General features: G+C 69.6%; 19 protein-coding genes. 10 read left to right on the plus strand and 9 right to left on the minus strand.

Annotation, left to right across the window (positions count from 1 at the left end; translation table 11 throughout):
* Positions 1-2 precede the first annotated feature (2 nt).
* On the plus strand, positions 3-3,692 hold the full coding sequence (locus tag ACIQF0_RS30695; protein WP_401035071.1) for a M28 family peptidase: 3,690 nt from the start codon (positions 3-5) through the stop codon (positions 3,690-3,692).
* An 88-nt stretch (positions 3,693-3,780) separates the two neighbouring features.
* On the opposite strand, the gene ACIQF0_RS30700 is transcribed toward ACIQF0_RS30695, so the two are convergent.
* Positions 3,781-4,725: a beta-ketoacyl-ACP synthase III gene (locus ACIQF0_RS30700; RefSeq protein ID WP_401035073.1), complete on the minus strand. Its 945-nt coding sequence runs from the start codon at positions 4,723-4,725 to the stop codon at positions 3,781-3,783.
* A gap of 81 nt (positions 4,726-4,806) precedes the next feature.
* Between ACIQF0_RS30700 and ACIQF0_RS30705 the strand changes: the two genes are divergently transcribed.
* Positions 4,807-5,406, plus strand: a complete 600-nt coding sequence (locus ACIQF0_RS30705) for a TetR/AcrR family transcriptional regulator (protein WP_401035076.1) — start codon at positions 4,807-4,809, stop codon at positions 5,404-5,406.
* Here the strand turns inward: ACIQF0_RS30705 and ACIQF0_RS30710 are convergent.
* From ACIQF0_RS30710 to ACIQF0_RS30720, 3 genes are read right to left on the minus strand one after another with little or no spacing between them, the layout of a single operon-like run.
* A complete protein-coding gene (locus ACIQF0_RS30710; protein WP_401035079.1) occupies positions 5,376-6,101 on the minus strand; it encodes an alpha/beta fold hydrolase in 726 nt (241 codons plus the stop codon). The genes ACIQF0_RS30705 and ACIQF0_RS30710 overlap by 31 nt on opposite strands.
* Positions 6,098-6,562 (minus strand): hypothetical protein, encoded by a 465-nt coding sequence (locus ACIQF0_RS30715; RefSeq protein ID WP_401035081.1) that lies wholly within the window; start codon positions 6,560-6,562, stop codon positions 6,098-6,100. Before ACIQF0_RS30715 ends, ACIQF0_RS30710 begins: the two co-directional genes overlap by 4 nt.
* 42 nt (positions 6,563-6,604) lie before the next feature.
* Positions 6,605-8,221 carry a C39 family peptidase gene (locus ACIQF0_RS30720; protein ID WP_401035083.1) on the minus strand — a complete coding sequence of 539 codons (1,617 nt, stop codon included), beginning with the start codon at positions 8,219-8,221 and terminating at the stop codon, positions 6,605-6,607.
* 63 nt (positions 8,222-8,284) lie between these two features.
* On the opposite strand from ACIQF0_RS30720, the gene ACIQF0_RS30725 reads away from it, so the two are divergent.
* Entirely contained in the window at positions 8,285-10,828 is a 2,544-nt protein-coding gene (locus tag ACIQF0_RS30725) for a BTAD domain-containing putative transcriptional regulator (protein ID WP_401035086.1), read from the plus strand.
* Here ACIQF0_RS30725 and ACIQF0_RS30730 read toward each other — a convergent pair.
* Positions 10,825-12,090 carry an FAD-binding oxidoreductase gene (locus ACIQF0_RS30730; protein ID WP_401035089.1) on the minus strand — a complete coding sequence of 422 codons (1,266 nt, stop codon included), beginning with the start codon at positions 12,088-12,090 and terminating at the stop codon, positions 10,825-10,827. The genes ACIQF0_RS30725 and ACIQF0_RS30730 overlap by 4 nt on opposite strands.
* A gap of 95 nt (positions 12,091-12,185) precedes the next feature.
* Between ACIQF0_RS30730 and ACIQF0_RS30735 the strand changes: the two genes are divergently transcribed.
* The 6 genes from ACIQF0_RS30735 (at position 12,186) to ACIQF0_RS30760 (ending at position 17,841) form a co-directional block, all read left to right on the plus strand.
* Positions 12,186-13,094: a LysR family transcriptional regulator gene (locus tag ACIQF0_RS30735; RefSeq protein WP_401035092.1), complete on the plus strand. Its 909-nt coding sequence runs from the start codon at positions 12,186-12,188 to the stop codon at positions 13,092-13,094.
* Positions 13,095-13,208: 114 nt separating this feature from the next.
* Positions 13,209-14,357 (plus strand): CaiB/BaiF CoA transferase family protein, encoded by a 1,149-nt coding sequence (locus ACIQF0_RS30740; protein WP_401035095.1) that lies wholly within the window; start codon positions 13,209-13,211, stop codon positions 14,355-14,357.
* Entirely contained in the window at positions 14,354-15,097 is a 744-nt protein-coding gene (locus tag ACIQF0_RS30745; protein ID WP_401035098.1) for a crotonase/enoyl-CoA hydratase family protein, read from the plus strand. The genes ACIQF0_RS30740 and ACIQF0_RS30745 overlap by 4 nt, the downstream gene beginning before the upstream one ends.
* Before the next feature lies 1 nt (position 15,098).
* Positions 15,099-15,818 carry an acetoacetate decarboxylase gene (locus ACIQF0_RS30750; protein WP_360034902.1) on the plus strand — a complete coding sequence of 240 codons (720 nt, stop codon included), beginning with the start codon at positions 15,099-15,101 and terminating at the stop codon, positions 15,816-15,818.
* On the plus strand, positions 15,815-16,651 hold the full coding sequence (locus ACIQF0_RS30755) for a 3-hydroxyacyl-CoA dehydrogenase NAD-binding domain-containing protein (RefSeq protein WP_401035101.1): 837 nt from the start codon (positions 15,815-15,817) through the stop codon (positions 16,649-16,651). Before ACIQF0_RS30750 ends, ACIQF0_RS30755 begins: the two co-directional genes overlap by 4 nt.
* Complete coding sequence (locus tag ACIQF0_RS30760; RefSeq protein WP_401035104.1) at positions 16,651-17,841, plus strand: acyl-CoA dehydrogenase family protein; 1,191 nt, start codon at positions 16,651-16,653, stop codon at positions 17,839-17,841. Before ACIQF0_RS30755 ends, ACIQF0_RS30760 begins: the two co-directional genes overlap by 1 nt.
* 6 nt (positions 17,842-17,847) lie before the next feature.
* Here the strand turns inward: ACIQF0_RS30760 and ACIQF0_RS30765 are convergent, their stop codons facing one another.
* Positions 17,848-18,246 (minus strand): molybdopterin-binding protein, encoded by a 399-nt coding sequence (locus tag ACIQF0_RS30765; RefSeq protein ID WP_401035106.1) that lies wholly within the window; start codon positions 18,244-18,246, stop codon positions 17,848-17,850.
* A 30-nt stretch (positions 18,247-18,276) separates the two neighbouring features.
* The gene (locus ACIQF0_RS30770; RefSeq protein WP_401035108.1) at positions 18,277-19,242 is read right to left on the minus strand and encodes an aldo/keto reductase; all 966 of its coding nucleotides are present in this window, start codon (positions 19,240-19,242) and stop codon (positions 18,277-18,279) included.
* Between the two features lie 177 nt (positions 19,243-19,419).
* Between ACIQF0_RS30770 and ACIQF0_RS30775 the strand changes: the two genes are divergently transcribed.
* Positions 19,420-20,313 (plus strand): polyprenyl synthetase family protein, encoded by an 894-nt coding sequence (locus ACIQF0_RS30775; protein ID WP_401035111.1) that lies wholly within the window; start codon positions 19,420-19,422, stop codon positions 20,311-20,313.
* On the opposite strand, the gene ACIQF0_RS30780 is transcribed toward ACIQF0_RS30775, so the two are convergent.
* Together ACIQF0_RS30780 and ACIQF0_RS30785 are read right to left on the minus strand one after the other, a co-directional pair.
* Positions 20,219-21,067, minus strand: coding sequence for an NAD-dependent epimerase/dehydratase family protein (locus ACIQF0_RS30780; RefSeq protein WP_401035114.1), 849 nt, complete (start codon positions 21,065-21,067; stop codon positions 20,219-20,221). The two genes, ACIQF0_RS30775 and ACIQF0_RS30780, sit on opposite strands and share 95 nt — an antisense overlap.
* Positions 21,068-21,082: 15 nt before the next feature.
* Positions 21,083-21,982, minus strand: a complete 900-nt coding sequence (locus ACIQF0_RS30785; RefSeq protein ID WP_401035117.1) for an NADP-dependent oxidoreductase — start codon at positions 21,980-21,982, stop codon at positions 21,083-21,085.
* Positions 21,983-22,036: the final 54 nt, after the last annotated feature.

Raw genomic sequence — 22,036 nt, forward strand, 5'->3', positions numbered from 1 at the left:
CCGTGAGAAGAACCCTGCTATCAGCTGCGCTGGCGACAGCGACAGCCATCGCGACAGTCGTCCTACCCGCCTCCGCCGCGCCGGAACCTCCGCCCAGCAGCGGGGACGCGCACGTCGTCTCGACGACGCAGGGCGGCAACGGCCTGCAGTACGTGGCCTACGAACGCACTTATCAAGGACTTCCGGTCGTGGGCGGCGACTACGTCGTCGTCAAGAACGCCACGGGTGCCGTGCTGAACACCAACGTCGCCCAGCAGCAAGCGATCGCGGTCGACACCACCGCCAAGATCAGCGCCGACCGGGCGAAGGCGATCTCCAGGACCCAGCTCGCGGTGGCGAACGCCGTCGACACGCCACGGCTCGTGGTGCACGCGACGGACGCGCCGAAACTCGCCTGGGAGACAGTCGTTCGCGGCACGAAAGGCCGTGCGCCGAGCGTTCTGCACGTGTTCGTCGACGCCTCCACGGGCGCTGTGCTCGGCTCGCGTGACGAGGTCTTCGCCGGCACCGGACGTGGTTACTACAACGGCGACGTCACCATCGGCACGTCGGGCTCGGGCTCGTCGTTCAGCATGACCGACTCCACCAAGCCCGGCCTGCAGTGCGGCGGCCAGAGCGGCGGCGCCTACACCGGCACCGACGACGCGTGGGGCAGCGCGGGCGCCAACGACCTGGAAACCGCGTGCGTCGACGTGTTGTATGCGGCGCAACAAGAGTGGGCCATGCTCTCGCAGTGGCTGGGGCGCAACGGCGTCGACGGCAACGGCCGGACGTTCGCGGCGAAGGTCGGGCTCCAGGAGGCCAACGCCTACTGGACCGGCAGCAACACGACGTTCGGCTACAACGGCGCCCGTGACCGCCAGCTCACCGCGATCGACGTGGTGGCGCACGAGTACGGGCACGCGATCTTCCAGACCACGCCCGGTGGCAACGGTTCCGGCAACGAGAACGGCGGGATCAACGAGGGCACCGGCGACATCTTCGGCGCCCTGACCGAGCACTTCGCCAACAACCCCAACGACCCGCCGGACTTCCTCGTCGGCGAGGAGGTCAACTTCAGCGGCACCCAGCCGTTGCGCAACATGTACAACCCGTCGCTGGTGAGCGGCGACCCGAACTGCTTCTCGTCGTCCATCCCGAGCACCGAGGTGCACAAGGCCGCCGGTCCGTTGAACCACTGGTTCTACCTGGTGGCCAAGGGGAGCAACCCCGGTGGCGGCGACCCGAACAGCCCGATCTGCTCCGGCGGCCCGTCCTCGGTGACCGGTGTCGGCGTCCAGGAGGCGGGCAAGGTGTTCTACAACGGCCTGCTGGCCAAGACGTCCAACTGGAAGTACGTCAACGTCCGCACGGCGACGCTGAACGCGGCGAAGAACCTGTACTCCGACTGCCGGGTCTTCACCACCGTGAAGGCGGCGTGGGACGCGGTGTCGGTGCCGGCGCAGACGAACGACCCGGTGTGCACCGGTCAGTCGAACGACTTCTCCGTCGCGCTCTCGCCGTCCTCCGGCAGCGTCGCGCAGGGTTCCTCGGCCACCGCGACCGTCAGCACCGCCACCGTGAGCGGTGCCGCGCAGACCGTGGCGCTGTCGGCGACCGGTCTGCCCAGTGGTGCGACCGCGGCGTTCAGCCCGTCCTCGGTGACGACCGGGAGCAGCTCGACCATGACGATCTCGACTGGCTCGTCCACGCCCGCGGGCACCTACAACGTGACGGTGAACGCGGCCGGCACGACGACAAAGTCCACTGTGTACTCGTTGACGGTCACCTCCGGCGGTGGCGGTGGCGGGTGCTCCGGCAGCAACGGTGACGACGTGACGATCAACGACAACGCGACGGTGGAGTCGTCGATCACGATCTCCGGGTGCTCCACGGCTCCGTCGGCGACCAGCACGGTCCCGGTGAAGATCGTCCACACCTACGTCGGCGACCTCGCGGTCAGCCTGGTCGCGCCGGACGGTTCGACCTACCCGCTGCACACCAACACCGGCGGGTCGGCGGACAACATCGACCAGACCTACACCGCCGACCTCTCGGGCGAGACCGCGAACGGCACGTGGAAGCTGCGGGTGAACGACAACGCGGCCAATGACACCGGGCGCATCGACTCGTGGTCGCTCAACCTCGGAGGTGGCGGCGGAGGTGGCGGTGGTCAGGCACCGGACGTCGACGTCGCGGCGGTGAAGCAGCACCTGACCCAGTTCTCCACCATCGCGTCGCAGAACGGCGGCAACCGCCGGTCCACGTCGGCCGGGTACCGCGCCTCGGTGACCTACGTGAAGGACAAGCTGACGGCGGCCGGATACGCCGTGACGGAACAGGCCTGCACCTCGGGCTGCACCTCGGGAGCCGGCCCGAACCTGATCGCCGAGTGGCGTGGCGGTGACGCGAACAACGTGCACATGTTCGGCGCTCACCTGGATTCCGTGTCGGCCGGTGCCGGCATCAACGACAACGGCTCCGGTTCTGCCGCACTGCTGGAGACCGCGCTCGTCCTCGCGCGCACCAACCCGTCGATGCTGAACAAGGTCCGCTTCGGCTGGTGGACCGACGAGGAGCAGGGGCTCAACGGCTCGCGCTTCTACGTCTCCCAGCTCCCGGCGGCGGACCGCTCGAAGATCAAGGCCTACTACAACTTCGACATGATCGGATCGGTCAACGGCGGCTACTTCATCAACAACCTCAACGCCGCGCAGTCGACGCACATGAAGGCCTACTGGGACTCGCTGAACCTGCAGCCGGAGGAGAACACCGAGGGCCGCAACCGTTCCGACGACGCGTCGTTCACGAACGCGGGCATCCCGGCGTCCGGCTACGCGATGGGCGCCAGCGCCACCAAGACGTCCGCCCAGGCGACGAAGTGGGGCGGTACGGCGGGTCGCGCGTTCGACCCGTGCTACCACTCGTCCTGCGACAGCACGGCGAACATCAGCGACCCGCATCTGAACCGCGCCGTCGACGGCATCGCCTACACGCTGTGGAAGGCGGCGGTCGGTGGCGCGCCGGCCGCGGACTTCTCGGTGGCGGTCTCGCCGGCGTCGGGTTCGGTGGCGGCGGGTGCGTCCCTGACGGCGACCGTGGCGACTCAGACCGTCAGCGGTCAGCCGCAGACCGTGCAGCTGTCCGCGTCCGGACTGCCTTCCGGGGCAACGGCTTCGTTCAGCCCGGCCTCGGTGAGCACGGGTGCGAGTTCGACGTTGTCGATCAGCACCACGGCGTCGGTGGCGCCCGGCAGCTATCCGGTCACGATCACCGCGGCCGGTTCGGCGTCGCGCACCGCCACCTTCGCGCTGACCGTCACCGGTGGCGGCGGCGGAACCTGCAGCGCCACCAACCCGAACGACGTCGCCATTCCGGACGCGGGTGCCGCGGTCGACAGCGACCTCGTCATCTCGGGTTGTTCGGCGGTGCCGTCGATCCGGGCGGCGGTGGCGGTGAAGATCAGGCACACGTACGTCGGTGACCTGACGGTGTCCCTGATCGCTCCGGACGGCACGGCCTACCCGTTGCGCGACCAGACCGGGGGCAGTGCGGACGACATCGACCAGACCTTCACGGCCGACCTGTCGAGCGAGTCCGCCAACGGCACGTGGAAGCTCCGCGTGCGGGACGTCTACCAGGCGGATGTCGGCACGATCGACTCGTGGGGCCTGGACCTGGCACCGGCGAGCCTGACCCGGCGGGCGAGCTAGCCCGTCAGGCTGGCGATGTCGGTCGCAGGGGACAGGGAAACATCGCCACGGGCGAGGGCACGCTCCATCCGTGCCCTCGCTTGGCCTGTCACGGGGTGGTGATCACCTGACCCGCCCACGACAGCCCGCCACCGAAGGCGAACAGCAGGACGGGCTGACCGGACGGGAGTTCCCCGCTCTCGGCCATCTTGGACAGTGCGAGCGGCACGGAGGCGGCGGAGGTGTTGCCGGACTCGACCACGTCGCGCGCGATCACGGTGCCCTCGCGCAGACCGAGCTTGCGCGTCATCGCCTCGATGATCCGCAGGTTGGCCTGGTGCGTGACCACGGCCGCGAGGTCCGTGACGGCGACGCCGGCCCGTTCGCACGCCTTGACGGCGACGGCGGGGAGTTCGCTGGTGGCCCAGCGGAAGACGGCCTGGCCCTCCTGGGAGAAGCGCGGCTGCCACTCGTCGACGAGGCGGACCGCGTTGCTCCGCGTCGGGTCCGAGCCCCAGGTGACCGGGCTGATGAGGGCGTCGTCGGAAGCGCTGACCACGGCCGCGCCGGCGCCGTCGCCCAGCAGGATGCAGGACGAGCGGTCGGTCCAGTCGACCAGGTCGGACATCTTCTCGGCACCGATGACCAGCGCGTGCCGCGCGGCACCGGCCCGGATCGTGTGGTCGGCGGTGGCGAGGGCCGTGCAGAAGCCGGCGCAGGCGTTGTTGAGGTCGAAGACGACGGCGGAAGGGATCGACAGGTGCGCCGCCACCCTGGCCGCGGTCGAGGGGGAGCGGTCGATCGCCGAACAGGTGGCGACGATGACCTGCCCGATGTCGGACGGCGCGAGCCCGGACGCGGCGAGTGCCTTCGCACCTGCCGCGGAGGCCATGTCGGCGACGGTCTCCTTCTCGGCGGCGATGCGGCGGGTGGCGATGCCGGTCCGCTGGCGGATCCACTCGTCGTTGGTGTCCACCATCTTTTCCAGGTCAGCGTTGGTCAGCACGCGTTCGGGCTGGTGATGGCCGAACGCGACGACACGGGATCCGGACAAGGTGAACTCTCCTTCAAGCCAGGCGACCTGGCGAATATAGCAACCGATCGGTCGGTAGCTAAAGAGACGTAGACTACAAACATGAGCCCGCGCCGATCTGTCGCCGACACCCGCGAGACGCGGCAGCGCATCCTCGACCGGAGCCTCGCCATCGCGTCGTCGGAAGGTCTTGAGGGACTCACGATCGGGCGGCTGGCGACGGAGCTCGGGATGAGCAAGGCGGGCCTGCTGGGCCACTTCGGCACCAAGGAGGCCCTGCAACTCGCGGTGGTCGACCAGGCCGCGGAGGTCTTCCTGCGGGAGGTGCCGCGCAAGGTCAAGCAGATGCCGTCAGGCCTGCCGCGCCTGATCGACGTCTGCGAGGCCTGGGTCTCCTACCTCGAACGCGAGGTGCTGCCCGGCGGGTGCTTCTTCACCGCCGCCACCGCGGAGTTCGACGGCCGCACCGGCCGCGTCCGCGACGCGCTGGCCGGCATGAACGCGTTGTGGCGCAGGGACCTGCGGATCCACATCCGGCGCGCGGTGAGCGACGGCGACCTCAAGCTGGACACGGACGTCGACCAGTTGATCTACGAGATCCTCGGCGTCATGCTGGCGCTCAACCACTTCCTGCAGCTCGAACACGACAGCGCGGCACCGTGCCGGGCCCGTCAGGCGTTGAAGCGACTGCTCACGAAGTGATTGATGATCGCGGCGACTTCCGCGGGCTGTTCGTTCACCAAGCCGTGCGTCGCGTCGATCTCGTGCACCTGAACGTTTTTTGGCATGTCGCGGCGCAGTCCCGCGCGGTGGGCGTCGAACAACGGCACGAGATCGGGCGGCACCGGCAGGTTGCGGGTGGCGAGCACCAGCAGGAACGGGCTGGTCACCTGCGCGAAGATCGGCAGGGCATCCAGGAGCTCGGGTGACGTCCGCAGCACCGAGAGCATCTCGTGCGACGGGCGGGTGATCGTCTCCAGCTGGGCGTCGAAGATCGCGTTCAGCTTCGCCAGGCCGTCCGCGACCTCCTCGGCCGGCAGTCCCGCGTAGTTCGCCGGATGCGTTGTGGCGGAACGGTGTCCGTCCAGGCTGATCGCCGCCGGGCACGACGGGTGCCGCAGCGCCCACAGTCCGGCCAGGACGCCGCCCAGCGACTGCCCGACGACGACGGGCTCGTCGAGTCCGAAGTGGACGGCTGACTCGTCGAGATCGTCGAGCACCGCCTCCCAGTCCCACGCGCCGTCGGGAGACTCGCCGTGCCCACGCAGGTCGACCGCGACGGCGCGGCCGTTCAGCTGGGGCGCAAGCGTTTCCCAGGCGGATCTGCCGCCGCCCAGGCCGTGCAGGAGCAGGTGCGACGGACCGTCGCCGCCGAAGTCGGTAGCCGCTAACCTCACTGGTCTCTCCTCAGGCTCAGCCGGGTGCGGATCGAGTCGACGGTCACGCCGCCGTCCGGGTGCCGCAGCAGCTTGTTGCGGTTCACCAGGTCGTGCACGCCCTGGCGGGTGATCCCGAGCATCGCGCCGGCCACCCCCAACGACACGTGGTCCTTGCTCGGGTGGCCGGCCCGCCGCGCGGCGGCACGTCCCAGCGGCGTCGCCCACCAGCTCTCGGGCGGGTCGAACGGGGTGTCGCCGGGGTGGAGCACTGCCATCAGGCGGATGGCCACCTGCCGGGCCAGCGCGTCGTCGGGCCCGAGCAGCTGGGCCGCCCACATCTCGGCGTCGGCCTCGACGGACTGCCGCAGGCCGACGAGATCGGCCTGCGGCAGCAGGATTTCCAGCGGGTCGAGCAGGCGGCTCGTCACGAGCCGGATCAGGTCGTTTCGCAGGTCCACGTGTTCCGAGGTGGTCGCCACTTGACAGAGCGTATCAAGTACTTGACGCCTGTCGTCAAGTACTTAGGCGGCCCACATCTGCGCGGGAGCGATGTAGTTCCAGGTGTAGAGCTGGTTCGCCCCGTCGTAACTCCCGTCCGTACCCGCCCCATAGGTGTCGTGGACGTAGAACGACCCGTTGTCGTGGTACCCGATCACCACCGACAGATGCCCGGCCGTCGACCCCCACGTGCCGCTCATGATCACGAACTTGCCCTGGTCGAGGAACGCGCGGACCTGCGCCGGGGTGAAGTTGCCCTGCTGCACCGCGGCGCCGTTGCGGGCCAGGAAGTCGCGCTCGGACTCCCAGGAGGCGCAGGGGCGGTTGCCGGGGCAGTAGTAGCCGGTGATCCAGCCGTGCGCACCCTTCCAGTTGCCGACGCGGTCCCAGTCGTTCATGGTGCGGTTGAAGGTGGTGCCGCGGTTGCTGAACTCGTCGGTGATGTAGCGGCCCCACTTCGAGTAGTGCGAGGTCGGCTGTGGGACCTGCACGCCGAACTCGTTCGTGAGCTGGTAGGTGACGAGGTCGATCACCGCGCTGGTCGGGCCGCAGGACGAGTTGCCGTTGAACTCGTTGCGCGTGTCCCACAGCTGGTGGATGTACTCGGCGCGGTTCAGCCGGCCCATCGTGGTGACCTCACCGTCCAGCGAGGCGGCGCGCAGACCCGACGCCTTCACGTACCCCTTCGCGGGGCTGCCGATCACGGGCTCGTCGCCGTCGATGCCGGTCAGCGCGTAGTTGAACGACAGGCCCTCGACGACCCGCGAAGCCTTGCGCGTGGCCAGGTCCTGGACGTAGACGCCGTTGAACCCGGCGAACTGGTCGGGGCCGAGCGTCTTGTCGGACACGCACCCCATGACCTCGTACGCGACGCGTGCGCCGTCGGTGCTCCACACGGCGCTGCGGTAGTGGTGCCGGGTCTCGCCGACCAGCGACCGGACCTCGCCGTCCTCCGACGCCAGGCCCAGCCACTGCGGTTCGGCGCCGCCGCAGCGGTAGATCTCGTTGTGCTTGATGAAGCTGACGTGCCGCTCGCCCTTGACGTCGACCAGCTTGAAGTCGCGGTACAACGACGACGAGTCCGACGTGATCAACGGCTTCGCGGCGCCCGACTTCACGTCGAACCGCACCAGCGAACCCACGTACGTGCTGTCGTCGGCGACGTCCGGGTGCTGCACGGCCAGCAGACCGGTGCCGTCGGTGGTGAAGCCGAGCAGCTGGGGCGCGCGGCCCTTGAGCTTGCCCACGGACACGCCGTCGACGACGACGTTCTCGCCGTCCGCGTAGGCCAGCGTCGAACCGTGGAACACGGCCGAGGTGATCGCCCCGCGCGCCACGAAACGAGACTTGCCGTACCGGTCGACCGTGCTCAGCGAGCTGCCGCTGGTGCCGTCGAAGTCGGAGATCACGGCGGCCTGAGCGCCGTCGGCCGAAGAGGAGGACCTGATCGTGTAGGCGGGATCGCTGACGGCGACGGTGGCTCTCTTCACACCGCCGACGATCACGTCGTAACCGCCGCTCGAGCGGACGGCGTGCGACTGCGACGGGCTGGAGGAGTAGGGCTCGACGGCCTGGGCGGGGGACACGGCGGCAGCCAGGGTGCCGAGTGCCACCACCAGTGCCAGTGAGGTTTTCGTCATGGGTCGAACGTCCTGGCGCGTGGCATGCGTCCGGTATGCGGTTGGTAGTTACGATCGGGAGTTGTGGAGTTCCGGGTGCTCGGGCCGGTCGAGTGTTACGCCGACGACGGCGTGCGGGTGAGCCTTGGGCCGCCCAAGCAACGCGCGGTGCTGGCGCTGCTCCTCGCCCAGCCCGGCCGGGTGCTGTCGGTCGACCGGCTGATCAGCGTGCTGTGGGACGACGCGCCGCCCAAGACGGCGTTGAAGAACCTCCAGGTCTACGTCTACCAGCTGCGCAAGATCGTCGGATCGCGGCTGCTCTCGCGGGCGCCCGGCTACCTGATGTCGATCGACCCCGCGGAGCTCGACCTCACCCGGTTCAGCGAGCTGCTCGACGCCGCCCGCAAGGAACGCACGCCCCGCAGCTACCGGGAGGCGCTCGCGTTGTGGCGCGGGCCCGCCCTCGCGGATCTGGCCGCGTCCGGGCTGTTGCGCGGGGTCGTCGCCCAGCTGGAGGAGCTGCGGCTGGCCGCACGGGTCGAGTGCGCCGAGGCGGAACTCGACCTCGGCCGGCACGTCGAGATCGTCGCCGACCTGAACGAGTGGGTGCGCGAGCACCCGTTGAACGAACGCCTGCGCGAGCAGCAGATGGTGGCGCTGCACCGCGCGGGACGCCCGGCCGAGGCGCTGGCCGCCTACCAGGAGTGCCGCCGGGTGCTGACGGACGAGCTCGGCGTCGAGCCGGGGGAGTCGTTGCGGCGGCTGCAGGCCGAGATCCTGCGCGCGAAACCCGTTGGCGCGGCGGCGATCCGGCAGCTGCCGCCGGACGTGGTCACCTTCTCCGGCCGCGGCCGCGAGCTGAACCTGATCAAGGCACAGCTCCGGCAGGACCGGGTCGCGGTGTGCGTGCTCACCGGGCAGGCGGGCATCGGCAAGTCCGCGCTCGCCGTGCGGGCGGCCCACGAGATCGCCGCGAGGTTCCCGGACGGCCAACTCTACGCCGACCTCTCCGACGGCGCCTCGGACCGGATCCTGAGCCAGTTCCTGCGGGCACTCGGCGAACGGCCCGGCGACGAGGAGGCCCTGCGCTACCGCTCGCTCACCGCGTCGCGCCGGCTGCTCGTGGTGCTGGACAACGTCGCCACCGCGGGCCAGGTGAAGCGCCTGCTGCCGACCGGTCCCGGCTCGGCCGTGCTGATCACGTCCCGCCGCCCGCTCACCTCGCTGACCGGCGCCTCGTACGTGAAACTCGGTGCGCTGCCACTGGAAGACGCGTTCCGGCTGCTCGAAGGCGTCGCCGGCAGGGTCGAGGACGCGGCGGAACTCGTGCGCTGGTGCGGCGGACTCCCGCTGGCGCTGCGCATCGCGGGAGCCCGCCTGGCCGCCCGTCCACAGTGGACCGCGCCGCTGCTCGCCGCCAGGCTGGCGGACGAGACGCGCCGCCTCGACGAGCTCCGGCTCGGCGACGTCGCGGTGCGCTCGGCGTTCGCGGTCAGCTACGCCGAACTCGGATCGACCGCGGTGGCCAGGGTCTTCCGGCTGCTCGGGCTGCTGGACGGCCCAGACTTCGCGGTCGCGGCGGCACGGGCGCTGACCGACGTGCCGGACGTGGAGGACCTGCTCGCCGAACTGGCCGACGCGCACCTGGTCGACGAACCGGTGCCCGGCCGGTTCGCGTTGCACGACCTGCTGCGCCTCTTCGCCCGCGAACGCTGCCGCGGCTCGGAGTCGTCCGAGGAACGGTCGCTGGCGCTGGAACGCCTGCACAAGCACTACCTGGAAGCGCTGGCGGACAACCCGACCGACCTCTGGCTCGCCGAGGAGCGCGACAACCTGATCGCCGCCGCGCACCAGGCCTCACCGGCCGACGCGATCGCGTTCGCCGCCGGTCTGTCCTGGTACTTCCGCCGCCGCTCGGAGGTGGCGGACTGGGCCGCGTTGAACACGCTCGCCCTGGAGGCTGCCCGCTCGTTGGGCGACGTGCGCGCGGAAGCGTTGGCGTTGAAGGAACTCGGGGCCGCCTGCGAGCGCGGCTTCAAGTTCGCCGAGGCCCAGCAGCACTGGACGGCGGCGCTGGCGCTGGCCCGCGACCTGCACGACCGCCAGCTGGAAGCCGTGACGCTCAACAACCTCGGCATCGCGCACTGGCGCCGCCGCGACCTGCCCGCGGCGCTGACCTCGCTGGAGGCCTCGCTGACGTTGCGCGAGGAACTGGACGACTCGCAGGGCGCGGCCTACGTGCGCACCAACCTGGGGCTGGTGCACGCGGCGATGGGCGATCTCCCGGCCGCGCTGGTGTGTTACCAGGAAACGCTGACGACGCTCCGGGCGTGCGGTGACAGGTCCGGCGAGCTGCACGCGCTGGCGAACATGGCCGACGCCCACCGCCAGCTCGGGTCCCTGGACCAGGCGCTGGAACTGGCGGACGAGGCGTTGCGGCTCGCGCGGTCGGTGGGGGACAGGCAGATCGAGGCGGGCGTGCTGCTCGACCGAGGCACCGTGCACGAGCTCGCGGGACGGGCCGAACAGGCGCGCGCTTCGTACACCGAGGCCGTGGAACTGTCGCGCCGCATCGGATTCCGCTGGGGGGAAACGGAAGCGGCGCGGAAGCTGACGGGGCTGGGCTAGGCCGTGTACCTGCCGGGCGCGAACACCCCGTCCGGATCGAGGGCCTGCCCGATCCTGGCCTGCAACGCCGTCGCCGTCCCCGGCCGGTCGACGTCCCGCCGGTAGGCCGGAAAACCCTGTGCCGCAAACGCTTGGTGCAACCGGTCGAGAGTCTCCTGCGCCTCGGCGACGGCCGTGAAATCGCCTGCCGGGAAGCCGAGCGCGATGACGTGGTCGACGGCGTCGCTGTCGAGGACGTTCACCGTGACGGCGGGCGTCGACGCGCAGCAGTCGTGGATCAGCTTCTCCGCGAGAGTCACGGTCTCGCCGGAGAACGGCACGATCGGCAGGAACATCAGCAACCCGAGTTCGGCGTCGATCCGTTCGGCCGGACAGCCCGTCGTCCTGCGCAGGAACCACGTGTCGGCCGGATCGGGATCACCCGCGTACGTCGCGCGGACCACCTCGTCCACCGCCGGGGCCGCGACGAGCGGTGAATGCCTTGCCGCGCCGAGAAGAACCGAACCGAGAGCCTCGACCACCTCGCCCGCGCCGCTGAGGCAGACGTGCGCGAGATAACCGTCCGCCTGTGCCGCGACCGGGTTGTAGACCTTGGTGGTGGGCGGAACCAGGCGCTGCTCCGTCCACGACCGCAGCACGTCGACCGCGTCGGCGAGGTCGTCCTCGGCGAACGTGAAGGGCAGCACCCGCACCTCCTCCGGCCTCGGCAGCAGCCGGACGACGGCGGCCGTGACGACCGCGAACGACGACTGCGTGAACAGGTGGGTGAGCGTCGGCCCGAGACCGTGCGGCCGCGGGACGGCGGACGTGCCCGGCCACCAGCCGACGTGCTCGCGCCGGCCGTCGGCGAGCACCACTTCGAGCCCGACCAGGTCCTCGGCACGGGCGCGGTGCACGCCGACGCCGCGCTCCAGCGAGTTGCCGATGACGCTGGTGCGCAACGAGGACGTGGTGAGGTTGAAGATCCTCGGCGTGCCGCGCAACAACTCCACGAGCGCGCCCTGGGTCACGCCCGGCTCCACCACGGCGTAACCGCGTTCGAGGTCGAGTGCGCGCACGCGGTCCAGGCCCGACAGGTCGAGGACCGTGGCACCGTCCTCGACCGGCAGACCCGAACCCAGGCCCCAGTTGTAGCCGGTGCTGATCGGGTGCAGCCGTCGCCTGCCGGATCGGACGATCTCCACCACCTCGTCGGCCGTCGCCGGACGGAGGACGTCGGTGATCGTGCGCGGGCGGAAGGCGGCGGGTTGCTCGATGGACACGCGGCGCACGATAGGGCGAAGAGCCGGTGGAAGCCGGTAGCCGGGCGCCGCGCGTCACGGTGAGGGCCTGACCCGAACGGCCTAGTCTGGGGCAGGTGGAACTGCTGCATCTCAGGTACTTCGTGGCGGTCGCCGAGGAGCTGAACTTCTCGGCCGCCGCGCGGAAGCTGCACATGGCCGCGTCGCCGCTGAGCCAGCGCGTCAAGGACCTCGAACACGAGCTGGGGCGGCAGCTGTTCGACCGCAGCACCCACCACGTGGCGCTGACGGACGCCGGCGCCGCCCTGCTGCCGATCGCGCGGGACGTGCTCGACCGCGTCGGGTCGATCCGGTGGCGCCTCGACCAGGCCACGGCACCCACCAGGTCGACGGTGTTCGTCGGTGTGCCCGCCGGACTCCACCCGGCGTTGCGGGAGCGGCTGACCCTGCTCGCGGAACGGGTCGCCGGGCGGTTCGAGGTCAAGCGGTGGCCGGGGACGACCACCGACCTCGTCGCGGCGGTGAAGGACGGCAGGCTCGCGCTCACGCTGGCCCGGCTGCCCGTGCAGGAGGCCTCCCTCGACACGCTGCACGTGATGTCGGAACGGCTCGGCGCGGTGGTGCCCGCCGACCGGTTCGAAGGCCGTGAATCGGTCAAACTGGCCGATCTCGCCGATCTGGCGTACGCGAAGTCGCCGGAGGAAATAATGCCCGCGTATTTCGAGCAGCTCGACCGGCAATTGCACGAGCTGGGCATCAAGAAGCGCATCCAGCTGAGCAACACCGGCTACCAGGGCACCTCGGAGATCGTGTCCGGTGGGCTCGGGTTCTCGGTCTCGATGCTCGACGAGGACAGCTCGATGCGCGGATATCGCCTGGAGAACATGGCTGTCCTGCCGTTCGAGGACTTCCGCGCGCAGCTCGACACCGGGCTGCTGTGGCGGCGCGACCGAGGCGACGGCGGCGACATCGAGGAACTCGTCGCGGTCGCGAAAGAAGTCTTCGTGGAGCCGATAATCAAATGAACAATGGTGTGACCGCTGTGGTCATGCCATTGTTCGCGACATGATCGTTCCCTTTCTCGCGGTTCGTCACTAACTTCGGTGGTGCAAGAACGAACAGGTGCGAAAGGACGAACGATGAAGGACATCACCGCCGGTCCGCTGGACGGCGTGCGGGTGATCGACCTCTCGACCGTGGTCATGGGCCCGTACGCGGCCCAGATCCTCGGAGACCTCGGCGCCGACGTGATCAAGATCGAGTCGCCTGTGGACACCGTCCGCAACGGCCGCTACCGCACCACGCCGGGCATGACCCCGTTGAGCCTCAACGTCAACCGGAACAAGCGCAGCGTCGCCCTCAACCTCAAGGACGAGAACGACCGCGAGACCGCCCTCAAGCTGATCGACACGGCCGACGTGCTGATCACCAACATGCGTCCCGGCGCGCTGAGCAGGCTCGGCCTGAACTACGCCGACGTCGCCGAGCGCAACCCCGGCCTGGTCTACGCCCACGCCCAGGGCTTCCGCGGCGACTCCGACCGCGCCGGCGTCGCCGCCTACGACGAGACGATCCAGGGCGCGTCCGGCCTGGTCGACATCGCGAACCGCGCCATCGGGCGGCCCGTCTACCTGCCGACGATCATCGGCGACAAGGTGTCGTCGCTGACCATCGCCTACAGCGTGCTCGCCGCGCTGGTGCACCGGAACTCGACCGGTGAGGGCCAGCAGGTCGAGATCCCCATGGCGGACACGATGATCGCGTTCAACCTGGTGGAGCACCTCGCGGGCCACGCGTTCGTGCCGGAGGAGGGTCCGACGGGCTTCAACCTGTCGATGGCCAAGGGTCACCACGCCGTGCACACCAAGGACGGCCTCGCCTGCGTCGTCCCGTACAACCCGCAGAACTTCCGCGACTTCTTCGCCGCCGCCGGACGTCCCGACCTGGTCGAGGACCCGCGCGTCGCCGGTGAGCGGATCGATCCCGGCGACAGCGACGACCTGATGGGCCTGGTCGACGAGTGCGCGCCCGCACTGTCCAGTGAGGACTGGGCGGAGGTGTGCGCGAAGCACAGCATCCCGTTCGGACCGGTGCTGGAGCTCGACAAGGCGCACGAGGACCCCTATGTCCGCGACGGTCACCTCCTCGACGTCGTGCAGCACCCGAGCGAGGGCGAGATCCGGTCGATCGGCATCCCCGTCCGGTTCTCCGCCACCCCCGCCACCGTCCGCCGTCTCGCTCCGCTGCCGGGGCAGGACACCACAGAAGTGTTGAAGGAGCTGGCATGACTGTCGTGCGCACCGAACGCGTCGGTTCGGCTTTGCTGATCACGATCGACCGGCCGGAGGCTCGCAACGCCGTGAACGCGGCCGTCGCGACGCAGCTCTCCGCCGCGCTGGACGAGCTGGAGGCCACGCCGGAACTGCGCGTGGGCGTGCTCACCGGAGCGGGTGGCTCGTTCAGCGCCGGCATGGACCTCAAGGCCGCGCTGAAGGGCGAGTCGCCGGTGGTCGGTGACCGCGGCCTCGGCGGTCTCACCGAGGCCGAGCTCAGCAAGCCGCTGATCGCCGCGGTCGAGGGGTTCGCGCTGGGAGGCGGGTTCGAGATGGCGCTGGCGTGCGACCTGATCGTCGCCGCGCAGGACGCGAGGTTCGGGCTGCCCGAGGTGAAGCGCGGCCTGATCGCCGCCGCCGGGGGAGTCGTCCGCCTGCCGCAACGGATCCCGCACCACCTGGCCATGGAGATCCTGCTGACCGGCGAGCCGATCGACGGCGTCCGGGCCGGCACGCTGGGCATCGCCAACAGGGTCGTGCCGAACGGCGAGGCCGCCGCGATCGCGTTGCAGCTGGCGGAGCAGATCGCCCTGAACGCCCCGCTGGCGCTCGCCGCCGTCAAGAACGTCGTGCGCTCCCAGGACCCCTGGGCCGCGCAACGCGCCGAGAGCGCGAAGCTGATGGCCACGGCCGACGTCCGCGAGGGCATGACCGCGTTCGCCGAGCGTCGCACTCCACAGTGGACAGGACGCTGACATGCTGGGAATCACGCCTCTCACCGCACCGGCTTTTCCGGCCGTGCAGCCACGGTTCTTCGACCGCGAGTACCTGAACATCGTCTACCGGACCGATCCGGAGGCGCTGCGGGCCGTCGTTCCCGCGCCGCTGGAGATCGACGAGCCGCTCGTCCGGTTCGAGGTCATGAAGATGAACGACGTCACCGGCTACGGCCCGTACACCGAGGCCGGCCAGGCGATCCCGGTCGTCTTCGACGGCGAACGCGGCGAGTACCTGCACGCGATGTACCTCGACAGCTTCGCCGCCACCGCGTCCGGCCGCGAGGTCAGCGCCTACCCGAAGGTCATGGGGTCGCCGAGGCTCTACGCCGACAACGGCGCGCTCGTCGGCACCCTGGACTACGGAACCGTCCGGGTGGCCACGGCCACGATGGGCTACAAGCAGTTCGAACTGGACCGTCGTCAGGCTGAGGCGGAGATCACGGTTCCAACCTTCATGCTGAAGACCATCCCTGACTATGACGGTTCGTTGCGGGTGCAGGAGCTCGTGCGCACGGAGATCACCGACGTCGTGGTCAAGGCCGCGTACACCGGTCCCGCGCGCCTGCAGCTGTTCCAGCACGTCCTCGCGCCGCTCGCCGACCTCCCGGTGCTGGAGGTCGTGTCCGCCAGCCACGTCATCACCGACCTGACGCTCGCTCCCGCCAAGCCGGTTCACAACTACTTGGAGGAAGCATGACCACCGTCGCAGTCGTCGGAGCAGGGGTGATCGGCCTTTCCTGGGCCCGCCTGTTCGTGGAGCACGGCCTGACCGTGCGGATCGTCGACCCTCGTCCTGACCTCGCGGACGTCGTCCCGGACGGCGTGCGGATCGCCTCGACCGTCGCGGAAGCCGTGCGAGATGCGGACTTCGTGCAGGAGAACGGGCCGGAGAACCTCGAGTTCAAGAAGAACCTGTTCGCCGAGCTCGTCAGGGAGGCCCCTGAGCACGCACTGCTGCTCAGTTCGTCGTCCGCGATCCCGTCCAGCGCGTTCACCGAGGGCATCGACGGATCGCGCGTCCTGATCGGACACCCGTTCAACCCGCCGCACGTGATCCCGCTGGTCGAGGTCGTGCCCGGCAAGCAGACGAGCGAGGAGTCCATTGCGAAAGCCGTGGAGTTCTACCGCTCGCTCGGCCGCACCCCTGTCGTCGAGCGCAAGGAGATCCCCGGCTTCGTCGGCAACCGCCTGCAGGCCGCGCTCTCCCGCGAAGCCGCCTACCTGGTCGAACAGGGCGTCGTCACGCCGGCGGACCTGGACGCCGTCGTCACGAACTCGCTCGGCCTGCGCTGGGCGACCGTCGGCCCGTTCCTCGGCGCCCACCTCGGTGGCGGCCCCGGCGGCTACCGGCACCTCGCCACGCACATCGGCAAGTCCATGCAGGGCTTGGCACTCGGCACCCCGTCGCAAGATCCAGAACGGCTGATCAAGGCCGTCGAAGACGCTTACGGCTCCTCCACGTACTCGGCGCTCGCCGAGACGCGCGACCGCAAGCAGCTCGCCGTGCTCACGGCATTGGAGGAGAACTGATGAACCGCCTGGAAGACCAGCTGACCGCCGACTTCTACAACTACGAGGCGCTGCTGAGCGACGAGGAGCGCAAGATCCTGCTGAGCGCCCGCGAGTTCATGACCACCGAGATCAAGCCGCTGGTGAACGAGTACTGGGCCAAGGGCGAGTTCCCGCACGAGCTGATCGGCAAGTTCCGCGGCGCCGGCCTCACCGCGTTGTCGTACGAGGGCTACGGCGAGCACCCGGCCGCAGTCAGCAACCTGCTCACCGGCATGCTGGCGATGGAGATGACCCGCACGGACGCGTCGGTCGCCACGTTCTTCGGCGTCCACAACGGACTCGCGATGTACTCGATCTACGCGGGCGGTTCGCAGGAGCAGCGCGACCGCTGGCTGCCCGCCATGGCCGCGATGGACAAGATCGGCGCGTTCGCGATGACCGAACCGCTCGGCGGCTCCGACGTGGCTGGTGGCATGCGCACCACCGCGAAGCGCGACGGCGACACGTGGGTGTTGAACGGTGCCAAGAAGTGGATCGGCAACGCCACCTTCGCCGACTACGTGATCGTGTGGGCCCGCGACCTCGACGACAACCAGGTCAAGGGTTTCGTCGTGGAGAAGGGCACGCCCGGCTTCGTCGCCGAGAAGATCGAGGGCAAGATCGCGTTCCGGATCGTGGAGAACGCCGAGATCACCCTGACCGACGTCCGCGTGCCGGAATCCGACCGGTTGCAGCGCATCGACTCGTTCCGCGACGTCGCGGAGATCCTGCGCGCCACCCGCGGCGGCGTCGCCTGGCAGGCGCTCGGCGTGATGGTCGCCGCCTACGAACTCGCCCTCGCGTACTCGAAGGAACGCGAGCAGTTCGGCCGCCCGATCGCGCGTTTCCAGATGGTGCAGGACAAGCTGGTGCAGTCGCTCGGCAACATCACCGCGTCGTGGGGCATGCTCGTGCAGCTCGCGAAGCTGCAGGACGCGGGCATCTTCCAGGACGAGCACTCGTCGCTCGCGAAGGCGTTCGTCACCTCCCGCATGCGCGAGGTCGTCGCCTGGTCGCGGGAGATCTTCGGCGGCAACGGCATCGTGCTCGGCTACGACGTGGCGCGCTTCTTCGCCGACGCCGAGGCGATCTACTCCTTCGAGGGCACCCGCGAGATGAACACGCTGATCGTCGGCAAGGCGATCACCGGCGAGAGCGCCTTCGTCTAAAACCGCTCAGGCTTCGGGGATCTCGACGACGACGTGCGTCGACTTGATCGAGGCCACCGCGACGCTGCCGACCTCCAGGCCGAGCTCGTCCGCTGACTCACGGCTCATCAGAGACGTGACGCGGAAGGGCCCGGCCTGCATGTCGACCTGGGCCATCACGCCGTCCTTGACGACACGGGTGACGATGCCCTTCATGCGGTTGCGCGCCGAGGCCGCCACGGTCACGCCGGGCTCGGCCACGTCGGTCATCTTCTGGGCGAACGCGGCGAGCTCCGTGCCGCTGACGCCCTTGCGCCCGTTGTCGAGCACGACGGACGCAAGGCGTCCCTGATCTATCCACCGGCGCAGGGTGTCGTCACTGACCCCGAGCAGCGCGGCGGCCTCGCTGATCCGCAAGTTCGGCACGAATCGGAGTGTATATCCGCGTTCGCGGAATCAGGAGTGCCCGGCGATGCGGTGCGGCTGGTAGCCCGACTCCAGTTGCCTCACCTCGTCGTCGGTCAGCTCGAAGTCCAGCGCCGCCACCGCGTCGTCGAGCTGCGCGGGCTTGGTGACGCCGACGATCGGTGCCGTGACAACGGGATTGCGCCGCAACCAGGCCAGCGCGACCTGCGCCCGTGACACGCCACGAGCCGAGGCGACAGCGGCGACCTGCTCGACGATCGCACGGTCCGACTCCAGGTACAGAGTGGACCCGAACTCGTCGGTCTCGGTGCGCGCGGTCGTCGCGTCCCAGTCGCGGACCAGCCGGCCGCGGGCCAGCGGGCTCCACGGGATCACGGCGATGCCCTGGTCCGCGCAGAACGGGAGCATCTCGCGCTCCTCCTCGCGGTACATGAGGTTGTAGTGGTTCTGCATCGACACGAACCGCGTCCAGCCGTTCTCCCGTTGCGTGAACAACGCCTTGGCGAACTGCCACGCGTACATGGACGACGCACCGATGTAGCGCGCCTTGCCCGACTTCACGACGTCGTGCAGCGCCTCCAGCGTCTCTTCCAGTGGAACGGTCGAGTCGAAGCGGTGGATCTGGTACAGGTCCACGTAGTCCGTGCCGAGGCGGCGCAGCGAGTTGTCGATCTCGGCGAAGATGGCCTTGCGGGACAGTCCCGCGCCGTTCACGCCGTCGTGCATGCGGCCGTTCACCTTGGTGGCCAGCACGATCTCCTCGCGCCGGGCGAAGTCGCGCAGCGCGGCCCCGGTGATCTCCTCCGACGAACCGGCCGAGTACACGTTCGCGGTGTCGAAGAAGTTGATGCCGGCGTCGAGCGCGGCCTTGATGAACGGCCGGGAGTCCTCTTCCGGCAGCGACCAGGGATGGCCGCCGCGGTTCGGATCTCCGTAGCTCATCATGCCGAGACAGATCTCGGACACGTCCATGCCGGCGAGCTTGGTGTAGCGCATGGTCAGCCCCTCAGGAAAAAGACGATCACGGTCGGGTGATGGTGACGACAACCCGTCAACATCAACGTAGTCCGGCTCGCCGGATCGTGCCTCTGTTCGACACGTCAGTGGCTATCGGGCCTGATTGTCTGATCAGCGGGTTTAGCGTCGCTTTCCCGGGGTTTGAGAGGAAAGCGCATGACGAGCATCGACGTGGCCGCGCCACCGCAGGACGTGCTGGAGCGCACCCGCGCCGCGGTCGGGCCGTTGCTGCGGGCCGCGCTGGCGGAACTTCCGGACGAAACGCGCGAGGTGGTCGAGTTCGGCCTCGCCCGGCAGGACTTCTCGACGGCCGCGCTCGTGCTGCTCTCCGCCGAGGCCTTCGGTGACGTGGACGTGGCCCTGGTCGCCCTCGCGCTGGAGTTCGCGCACCTGCACGAACAACTGCACGCGGACCTGATGGCACGCACGGGTGCGCGGGAGGTGTTCGGTGCGGACAGGGTCGTGTCGGCGGCCGACGCGCTTCTCTCGCTGGCGTGCGCACGGCTCACCAAGCCAGGAGTGCTGATCCTCAACGTCGCGCTGATGTCCGTTGTGGACGGTTACGTCCAGGAGATGGAGATGGACGAACGCGACGACGTGGACATGGCCGAGCATCTGGGAGTGGCGGCGGCCAAGAGCAGTTCGCTCACCGCGGCGGCCTGTGAGCTCGGCGCGCTGGCCGCCGGTGCGACCGCGAGCCAGGCAGGGCACCTCAGGGAGTTCGGTGACGACATCGGCCTGGCGCGCAGGCACGTGGACGACGTGCTGGCCCCGGACTCCGGCCGTCGCACGCTCCCGGTGGCGGCGGCGATCAGCTCCGGCATGACCGTCGACGGCGGCCGGAAGTGGTGCGAGCAGCAGGCCGAACTGCTGCTCGCCCGCGCCCTGCACCACCTGAGGCAGTGCGGTCCCAGGGCGCGGGCGGCGGACGAGCTGGCCTCGCTCGCGAGGACGGTCACGACCGCCAGGTGTGCGCCGGCTCGAACCCCAGCACCCGTCGTGCCTTCTCAATCGACAGCAGAGTCTCGTGCGGACCAAACTTTCGCTTGAGCGGCACGCCGGGATAGATCTGTGCGACCAACTCGTCGTTCGGCGTCGTCATGCACGTGTCGGCGTTCGCGATGATGAACACGTCGAAACCCGGGGCGTCGTGGGCCAGCGCTTTGCGCACAGCCTGCGCACCGTCGCGTGCGTCGATGTAGGACCAGAGGTTCCACTTGCGCGCGAACGGGTCGGCGTCGAACGGGAAGCGCTCGTAGTCGTGCGGCTCCATGACGTTCGAGAACCGCAACCCGATGATCTTCATCGACGGCTCCCAGCGGCAGAACTGCTGGGCGAGAGTCTCGTCCACCAGCTTGCCCAGCGAGTACGACGTCTCCGGGCGTCCCGCGTACTCCTCGTCGACCGGGATGTACGGCGGGGGAGTGTCGAACGGCAGGCCGAGCACCGTCTCGCTGGACGCCCACACGACGTTGCGCACGCCCGCGAGCCGTGCGGCGGCGAACACGTTGTACGTGCTTGTCACGTTGTTGTGGAACGTGCGCGCGTTGGGTGCCACGCCCGGACCGGGGATCGCCGCCAGGTGCACCACGGCGTCCAGCCCGGCGTACCTGTCGTCGATCCCGCTGATCGCCTCCACGACCTGGCCGTAGTCGGTGAGGTCGACGCGGGTGAACTCGCCTTGGGGAACCGGGGGAGCGGCCTGGTCGAGGTTGTGGACCTCCCAGCCGTGGTCCAGCAGGTCGGCCACGACGGCGCGCCCGAGCTTGCCGCTTCCTCCGGTCACCGCGACACGTTGAGTCATGGGTCAATCATTACCTCACGGGCGCAGCAGGACCTTGCCCTCCGCGTGACCGGTCGCGCTCAGCTCCTGCGCCTTGCCCGCGTCGGCCAGCGGCAGGCTCTGCGCGACCCGCACGGTGAGCTTGCCGTCGGCGACCTGCTGGGCGTACTCGGCGAGCCGGGCGCCGAACGGGCCACCACCGCCGGAGAACGTGACGCCGTGCTCGGCGGCCGCGGGATCGGCGATCGTGACGATTCGGTCGGTTCCGCCGCGCAGCTCGATCGACAACGGCAGGTCGCCCTGACCGGCGGCGTCGAACACCGCGTCGACCCCGTTCGGCGCGGCGGCGCGGACGCGGTCGCCGAGCCCGTCCCCGTAGGCGACCGGGACGGCGCCGAGGGACCGCAGGTAGTCGTGGTTGCGCGGCGAGGCCGTGCCGATGACCGTGGCGCCGCGAGCCACCGCGAGCTGGACCGCGACCGCGCCGACGACACCGGCCGCCCCGTGCAGGAGCACGGTGTCGCCCGCCTCGACCTTCAGGAGGTCGAGCACGCGGACCGAGGTCTCGACGGCCACGGGCAACGCGGCGGCGGTGTCCCAGTCGAGGTTCGCGGGCTTGGGGGCGAAGTCGCCGGCCACGGCGTACTCGGCGTAGGCGCCACTGGCCCAGCCCAGAACCTCGTCGCCCACGGAGACACCGGTGACGCCCTCGCCGACCTCGTCGACGACCCCGGCGGCCTCCAGGCCGGGAGTGACGGGGAAGGGAGGCGTCATCTCCGGGGGCATCCAGCCGTTGCGGATCTTGGAGTCCAGCGGGTTGACGGCCGCGGCGACGACCTTCAGCCGCACCTGTCCCGGTCCGGCGTGCGGCTCCTCGACGTCGCTCAGGTTCAGCACTTCCGGGCCGCCGAACGTGGTGTAGGTGATCGCCTTCATGTCTGACTCCAGGGCCTCGTCGTTTGGTTGACATGTCAACACTAGCGCTGTGGT

Source organism: Lentzea sp. NPDC092896 (assembly GCF_044754905.1).
Classification (GTDB): domain Bacteria; phylum Actinomycetota; class Actinomycetes; order Mycobacteriales; family Pseudonocardiaceae; genus Lentzea.